This window comes from Vibrio sp. 811 (genome assembly GCF_033339195.1).
In genome coordinates, this window is the sequence record NZ_JAWOUB010000280.1 from 1 (window position 1) to 795 (window position 795).

The following is a 795-nucleotide window of genomic DNA, read 5'->3' on the forward strand; positions in this document are numbered from 1 at the left end:
TTTTGTATGTCACGCATGACCAAGATGAAGCGCTCACTATGTCTGATCGAATCGCAGTTTTTAATCAAGGCGAAGTGCAGCAACTTGCCCCGCCAACGGAACTGTATGAATCTCCGAGTAACGCGTTCGTCGCTCAGTTTATTGGTGAAAATAATCAGCTTTCTGGTGTGGTAAAAGAGTGGCAATCAGAGCGATGCCAAGTCCAGGTCGGCCCCGCTCACTTCGTTGCCAAACCGGTTCGAGTGACCCAAAACGGCGAGCACACCACCTTGTCTATTCGACCAGAGAAAATTTCCATCCAACCTGATGACGAATCGTGTGATAACCAAATTGAAGGCGTGCTGCGTGAGCTAATTTATCACGGTGATCATTATCGGTTAGTGGTTGACGTTGAACTGGTTGGTCAGTTTGTTGTGAAAGTGCCCAACGACAACCGAACGCATCTGAACCTTATTCCGGGAACGGTTTGTCGAATTGGGTGGAAAAGTACAGATTGCCATGCGCTAGATGCGATTCAACCAGAAACCGAAGAGGTGGCGGCATGAGTCGAGAGCTAACCTCGTTAGATTCGGTGCTGGAAATCGAACGACATGTGAATCACCAAAAGAGCGATCTCAGAGCCCAACTACAAAAAGCGGAGCGCAATAAAAACCTACGCTCAATCATGCTGACGTTGCCGTTGGTGTGCTTTATTTTGCTCACATTTGCGTTTCCTATTTTAGAAATGCTTTATCGCAGTGTCGACAACCGAGATATTCCGCAGGCCTTGCCGAAAACAATCCAAGCGTTAGCGCA

Annotated in this window: 1 protein-coding gene and 1 pseudogene; both read left to right on the top strand. The window is 47.8% G+C overall.

The window, feature by feature from the left end; all coding sequences use genetic code 11:
• Positions 1-545 (top strand): TOBE domain-containing protein (locus tag R7Q46_RS26345; RefSeq protein ID WP_318078107.1); only part of this gene is annotated, 545 nt, incomplete at its 5' end.
• Positions 542-795, top strand: a pseudogene (locus R7Q46_RS26350) (ABC transporter permease); the annotation flags it as partial. The gene R7Q46_RS26345 and the pseudogene R7Q46_RS26350, both read left to right, overlap by 4 nt.